The organism is Campylobacter concisus UNSWCS, from assembly GCF_000466685.1.
Lineage (GTDB): Bacteria > Campylobacterota > Campylobacteria > Campylobacterales > Campylobacteraceae > Campylobacter_A > Campylobacter_A concisus_A.
This window is the reverse complement of the sequence record NZ_ANNG01000060.1, coordinates 1-5,816: the sequence shown is the minus strand read 5'-3', so window position 1 is coordinate 5,816 and position 5,816 is coordinate 1. Positions and strand designations below refer to the sequence as shown.

The window sequence follows — 5,816 nt, the reverse complement described above, 5'->3', positions numbered from 1 at the left end:
CCCGCTCGCAAAGACGGGCTTGGCTCGTCTGCGAAGCCAATGGATAGATTTGATAAAGCCACTGACGAGATGGATATAGAAGACGGCGAGATAGAAGCGGCCTTAAACAAGTTAATCGCAAGCAGCGAGACTTACGAAGAGGCTTTTGATAAGCTTTACGAACTTTACGATCTACCATTTGAAAAGCTTGAGCCCTTGATGTTTAAAGCCGTAGCCAATGCGCAGATGCTGGGATATCTAGATGAAATTTAGTTTTTTCGATGAGCCTACGGCGGTTTATGAATATTTAAAGAGCAAAAAGCCCCAAGCGCACTTTGATTACGACGAGATCGTGCACGATGCCCACAAAAAGGCTTTTACCGTCGCAAAGATGATGAATTTGGATCTTCTTAAAGATACGCAGGCTTCACTCGCAAAAGCCTTTAAAGAGGGCGTCGGGTTTGACGAGTGGAAAAATAGTGTAAAGCCTATGCTGGCAAAGAAAGGTTGGCTGGGAAATATCAAAGTAAAAGATCCAAAGACTGGCGAAGAAAAAGAAATTTACGTAGGCAATAGAAGATTAAGAACTGTATTTAACACCAATATGAGAACGGCCTACGCCAAGGCTAGGTATGAAAGCCAGATGCAAAGCCTAGGCGAATACTTCCGCTATACAGCAGTGCTTGATAGCAGAACAAGAGAAGCTCATAGAAAGCTTCACGGCAAGACGCTACCTAAAACTGATAAATTTTGGGATACCAACTATCCGCCAAATGGCTGGGGGTGTCGCTGCAAGGTGCAGGTGCTAACTGAGGCTGAGTGTATAGCCAGAGGTATCGTGCCACTTGCAGATGGCTCTTTTTTACCTCAAGCTGCAGAAAAAGATTTTAGATATAACCCAGGTAAAGTCGATAAAACAGACGAAATTTTAAAAGATAAGCAAAATAAGGCCTTGGGCGCCATTACTTCAAGTCTTGCAAAGAAAAATTTAAAGCAGACATTAGAAAACTTCGAGCACGAAAGGGATATTTATGTTTGGCAAAAAAGCTTAGATGACGCAGTAGATGAGCTTTTAGTAAATAAGAATTTAAAAGCTCCGATAGTCGCCTTTGCGCTCGGAAAACTAGGTAAAGACGTTATAAAAAAGAGCGAAAAACTGCTAGGTATTAAAATAGAGACTGAGTGTATAGCAGGGGACAAACACGGCATACTTCACGTCAGACCTGAGCGCAAAGGGCAATACGGGCAAGATTTGCGAATAGAAGAGATAAAAAAGATAGTAAAAATTTTAGCCGACGATAAAACTCCCGTAAGCGTAGATACCGTGAATAAAAACATCGTATTTTGGTTTGAGGATGAAAAAGATGCGAGCAAGATAAACAAGATCGTCATAGACCTAAACTACAAATTGAAGAAATTTGGGCTTACTAATTATATGGCAACGGCAAGTAAGGTAGATAAGACGAACGAGAAAGAAGCGCAGTTTATTAAAATCAGATGACGGCGGGAGTTGCACCCGCAATACAGGTCCGATCTCGCGAGGCGAGCACCTATCGGCTACTACGTTGCGATCATCAATCATCTGATTAGCACTAATTATACCACTCTCAAGGAATAAAGGCAAATGATAGAAGTTAAAGGCTTAGAAGAGCTACAAACGAAGCTAAAATCTCTGCAAAATATCGAGAAAAAAACCAAGCCGCTAATGCAAACGCTAGGCAATATCTTACAAAACAAGATAGAAGATAGCTTTGAAAACGAGAGCAGTCCATTTGGGCAAAAATGGCAAGCCTTAAAACCTAGCACGATTAGGCAAAAACAAAGACGTGGAAAATCTCTTAATATTTTAAGATCAGATGGAAATTTAGCAGATAGGTGGATAGTTAAAGCAGATGATAAAAAAGCCACGGTATCTAATAATACGAATAAAAACGGCTTTGCTTATGGGCTAGTTCATCAATTTGGCACCAATAAGGCGGGACGAAGTAAAAACGTAAGAATCGCGGCTCGCCCGTTTTTGCCGGTAGATAAAAGTGGACATTTGCCAAATAGGACGAAGCAGGCTATCGAAGATGCAACGATAGAATTTATGGTAGAGAAGTTGAAATAAAAAAACTAAGCTGTAGCTTAGTTTTTTGTCGATGAAGTTGCTGGTGTTTGTATAACATCAAGGATAGTTACTTCTGTTATTTTGTTATATTCCTTTACAGTTCTTATCCTTAATTTTATGCTATCCCCACGCTCAATAGCCATAGCTAGCCTTATGCGATCATCAGCACTTATTAGATTTGCACTTACTTGTCGTATAGTGCCATGCACGCTCATTTTGAATTTTCTATCACCTCCGAGAGTTTTTTCGTAACCTAGTATTACAAATTCATCAATAGTATCTTGAGTCGTTGTAGTGTCTATGATTTCTCTGAAATTATAATCCTGCTTGTTTGAATTTGTGATCACCTGTTCTTGGGCATTAAATTTGGCACTCTCATCGTCTTTTAAGATGCTAGCGGTAGTTATTTTTGGCGCATTAACAGCTTTTTGCATATCTTGATTTGACGCCAATCTTGCTATTATTTGGCGATTTTCTCTCTCAGCTTCTGTATTATTTATATCTCTAAGGTATGAAATATATGTTGCAAATGAAGTACCCAACAATATAGCAATTATTATTGCAACAAGAACTTGTTTTTTATCTTTGCTTTCCATGTTTTTCATTGCCTCTAACATATTTTTAACAAAATCACCAATCAAATCCAAGCTACCTCTTTCGAGTTTAAATTTGATTAATTGATTTTTGTCTATGTCTTTAATGTCAAAATCTTTCTCTAAAATAGAGACGATTTTATAAAAACTATCTTGATATGATAATACAATTTTTGCTATATCAGCATTGATATAGTTTATATCATAATCGCTAAATCTACCACCACTTAATTTTATAGTATGTGTTATATTACCAACATTTCTAATTTCTACATTTTCGCCATTAAATAGCATTTGCTCTAATTGCATTATATCATCGATAGTATTTATATCCACCAATATTCCTTTGATAGCCAAGGCTGAAGTCAATTTGTTATTTTACCAAAAATCACATTAAATCATCAACTTATGCTACTTCTTATGGCTATATTAAAACAAACTAGGCTCTCTTAACTCTTTGGTTATGGCACAAACGCTGTTATAGCTCAAGTTATGCTTCGTAGCGATCTTGCGAATGACTACCGGGCTTGGTTTGCCTAGCCTTATGCCTTCTTCGTATTCTTTGAGTATATCGTAGTTTCTAAACGTACCTTTGTAGCTTGGCACGTAAATATTTGCTCCGCCGTATTCTTTGATGATGTCGGCCATGCTTTCGCTCTCTTTGACGCGGTTGTAGAACTCGGCGAATATATCGAAGCTATTTATCATTTGTAGTATTTGTCTTTCATTTGAATAAGGGCTTGCACGACGTCAGCGGCATCGCTCCTTGATAGAAATTTAAGATGTAAAGGCCTGATTTTAACTATCCTAAAGATGAACTCTCTTAAAGCCATGCCCGTTTTTACGTTGGCTATCTCTTCCCAGATACCAACGATAGTTTCAAGCTGCTTTTTGGTAGCGTATAGGCTGCCTTTAGCTGGTGTTAGATCTTCGCTAGACATAAAGGACGAGCTAGACGTTTTACTTGTTTTGGTTTTGTGGATTGCTTTGCTTTTTCGTGCAGGTCTTTTAAAATTTGCACCTTTATTGGGCTTATATCCCACGACTTCTAGCACGCTTCTAAGCTCTTCAACGCTTAGTTGTGTCAAGCTATCTTTGCCAAATTGCGCCCGTAAATACACCTTCCTGCACTCGTCGTCCACGAAATAGTTGTGCTTTAACGTTTGTATCATCTTTATATAGTATTTTTTTAGTCCCCTCGTATTCATCTCAAACCGCCAAATTTAAGGTATTTTCCCTTATAGTTGTAATAGTTGTATCAGTTGTAGTCTCCGCTTTACAACTATATATCACGCTCTTGCCAGTTTTACGGCTAAACCATAGTTTGCCGTCGAATTTATCGAGGCAATCCCTAGCCGTTCTATCGTCTTTTTCGTAATTCATAGCGTTTAGTAACTCGGTTTTGTTTAGATCTCCGCCGGCTAGTATTTTTTGCGCTAGAGTAGTAAAATTTAGCTCGTATTCGCTCATTCTAGCTACTTCTACGTCAAGCTCGTTTAGTTCTAAATTTAGCGTTTTTACGCAAAAACCACTATCTTTTACTCCGGCTCTTTCTTTGGCTACTTCAAGTAAGAAATTTAACTCGTTTTCCTTACTAGGGCGTTTTAGTAGATGATACATAACATCGAGAGAATTTCTTATATGGTTGCTGCCTTGATAGTTTTTGCCGTCTTTGTTGGAGTGGTGCAGGATGATCACGGTAGCTCCCGCTTCGCGTAAATTTTTAAGCGCGCCAAATAGTCTATTTATACGGTTGTCGTTGTTGATATCTACGAAATCCCGCAAGCTATCCAGGATAAAAACACAATCTTTGTAAGCTTTACCTACGGCGTTTTCTTCTAGCTTTAAAACAAGCTCAAATCCGCAAAGCTCTAGCGTGCTGCGCTGGATATAATTCATATTCTCGTAGCTTTCTATAAGTAGCCTATCTACGCCGCGCTGTTTGAGTACACCTACAGGGTTGTCATAGTCTATGAAAAACACCCTTTGACCCTCTTTGCAAAGTTTTTTAGCTAGAGCAAAGGCCATGTAGCTTTTGCCCGTGCCGCCGTCCGCGTAGATCAGTGTGATTAGCTGCTTTACTAAAAAGCCCTCTATCAAAAACTCGACCTTTTCGTTGAAACTATCCTTAGTTAGGCTAGAACTTTTTAAAAACTCGAAAATTTCGCTCATTATAACCCTTTTTTCCATAGTTCTTTTTCTAAAAATCCACGGCTTAAACCACTACATCTAGCTAGTTTTGACACATTTAGCTTTCCGTTTTTAAAGCGGTAAAAACTAAGATCGTAGCTTAGGACATTATTAAGTTTAGCTTGATACGATGCTCTCTTTTTTTCGTGTAGATTATTAAGATGAATTCTTTGTTTAGTTGTCATTAAATAATCCTAGGTCGGGTTCTTTTTGGATTTTTGTTTCATTGTTTATTGCGCACTTAAAAACATATTCTCCAAGCTCATAATTAACCTCATTTCGCAGTATTTGGCGCTTATTTTTTATGTCCTTAAAAACCGTTATATCAAAGTCTTTAAAATCGCCTAGTTTAACGTCCGCTATGGCGACCTTAGGCTTAAAATCTTTTTTAGCAATATGAAAATTGCACCAAAAATAGTGCCTACCGAGTAAAACATTAGGAGTTATAAGGGGCGTATAAAAAGGTATTACATTTTCGACCACCCACCTTGTCTGACATCTTTTTTGAAGATATGTTATCAAAGAGTATAGATTAAAATCAGGTAATTTTCTTGAATTTTTCCATCTAACATTACCGAAATTTAGTTTTGAATGCGTTTGGCACGGTGGCGATGCCCATATAAAATCAAACTCGTCGTAATGCTTGGCTGCATAATCATACGCATCGGCAATAACAATCTCATCATTTGGATAACGAAAAGCGTAAGCGTGCGCTACGGCTTCGTCAAGCTCGACGGCCGTTACTCTTATGTCAGTTACGTTATCCCACAGTCTTCGGTTTCCGCCAAGACCTGCGAATAAATTTAGAATTCTCAATTATTTTCCTTAAAATTAAACCTTTTAAAGAGCGTTAAAAATAGTTTAAAACGCTCTTTAAAGGGCTTAAAGCCCTTTAAATTTTTAATCAAACCATAGCCTAAGCGTGCCGTCGTCATCTATGTCCA

8 protein-coding genes and 1 pseudogene are annotated in these 5,816 nt (G+C 38.2%); 3 read left to right on the top strand and 6 right to left on the bottom strand.

Going from position 1 to position 5,816, the window contains the following annotated elements:
• The 3 genes and pseudogenes from UNSWCS_RS12030 to UNSWCS_RS10060 form a co-directional block, all read left to right on the top strand.
• Positions 1–252, top strand: a pseudogene (locus tag UNSWCS_RS12030) (DUF935 domain-containing protein); the annotation flags it as partial.
• Positions 242–1,480, top strand: coding sequence for a phage minor head protein (locus tag UNSWCS_RS10065; protein WP_021088414.1), 1,239 nt, complete (start codon positions 242–244; stop codon positions 1,478–1,480). The pseudogene UNSWCS_RS12030 and the gene UNSWCS_RS10065, both read left to right, overlap by 11 nt.
• A gap of 123 nt (positions 1,481–1,603) precedes the next feature.
• Positions 1,604–2,089, top strand: a complete 486-nt coding sequence (locus UNSWCS_RS10060; protein WP_021088418.1) for a phage virion morphogenesis protein — start codon at positions 1,604–1,606, stop codon at positions 2,087–2,089.
• Between the two features lie 17 nt (positions 2,090–2,106).
• On the opposite strand, the gene UNSWCS_RS10055 is transcribed toward UNSWCS_RS10060, so the two are convergent.
• From UNSWCS_RS10055 to UNSWCS_RS10030, 6 genes are all read right to left on the bottom strand, one after another.
• Entirely contained in the window at positions 2,107–3,018 is a 912-nt protein-coding gene (locus UNSWCS_RS10055) for a hypothetical protein (protein ID WP_021088413.1), read from the bottom strand.
• A 93-nt stretch (positions 3,019–3,111) separates the two neighbouring features.
• Positions 3,112–3,390, bottom strand: a complete 279-nt coding sequence (locus UNSWCS_RS10050) for a hypothetical protein (RefSeq protein ID WP_021088415.1) — start codon at positions 3,388–3,390, stop codon at positions 3,112–3,114.
• Positions 3,387–3,890 (bottom strand): phage protein GemA/Gp16 family protein, encoded by a 504-nt coding sequence (locus UNSWCS_RS10045; RefSeq protein ID WP_035143934.1) that lies wholly within the window; start codon positions 3,888–3,890, stop codon positions 3,387–3,389. Before UNSWCS_RS10045 ends, UNSWCS_RS10050 begins: the two co-directional genes overlap by 4 nt.
• Position 3,891: 1 nt before the next feature.
• The gene (locus UNSWCS_RS10040) at positions 3,892–4,854 is read right to left on the bottom strand and encodes an AAA family ATPase (RefSeq protein ID WP_051267848.1); all 963 of its coding nucleotides are present in this window, start codon (positions 4,852–4,854) and stop codon (positions 3,892–3,894) included.
• The gene (locus UNSWCS_RS10035; RefSeq protein WP_035143933.1) at positions 4,854–5,057 is read right to left on the bottom strand and encodes a hypothetical protein; all 204 of its coding nucleotides are present in this window, start codon (positions 5,055–5,057) and stop codon (positions 4,854–4,856) included. The genes UNSWCS_RS10040 and UNSWCS_RS10035 overlap by 1 nt, the downstream gene beginning before the upstream one ends.
• Entirely contained in the window at positions 5,047–5,688 is a 642-nt protein-coding gene (locus UNSWCS_RS10030) for a DNA cytosine methyltransferase (RefSeq protein WP_021088421.1), read from the bottom strand. Before UNSWCS_RS10030 ends, UNSWCS_RS10035 begins: the two co-directional genes overlap by 11 nt.
• Between the last annotated feature and the right edge of the window lie 128 nt (positions 5,689–5,816).

Bases quoted from the DNA above. Each gene is read 5' to 3' on its own strand.
- UNSWCS_RS10050 (WP_021088415.1), bottom strand. From the start codon at position 3,390: ATGATAAATAGCTTCGATATATTCGCCGAGTTCTACAACCGCGTCAAA.
- UNSWCS_RS10040 (WP_051267848.1), bottom strand. From the start codon at position 4,854: ATGAGCGAAATTTTCGAGTTTTTAAAAAGTTCTAGCCTAACTAAGGAT.
- UNSWCS_RS10060 (WP_021088418.1), top strand. From the start codon at position 1,604: ATGATAGAAGTTAAAGGCTTAGAAGAGCTACAAACGAAGCTAAAATCT.
- UNSWCS_RS10035 (WP_035143933.1), bottom strand. From the start codon at position 5,057: ATGACAACTAAACAAAGAATTCATCTTAATAATCTACACGAAAAAAAG.
- UNSWCS_RS10045 (WP_035143934.1), bottom strand. From the start codon at position 3,890: ATGAATACGAGGGGACTAAAAAAATACTATATAAAGATGATACAAACG.
- UNSWCS_RS10065 (WP_021088414.1), top strand. From the start codon at position 242: ATGAAATTTAGTTTTTTCGATGAGCCTACGGCGGTTTATGAATATTTA.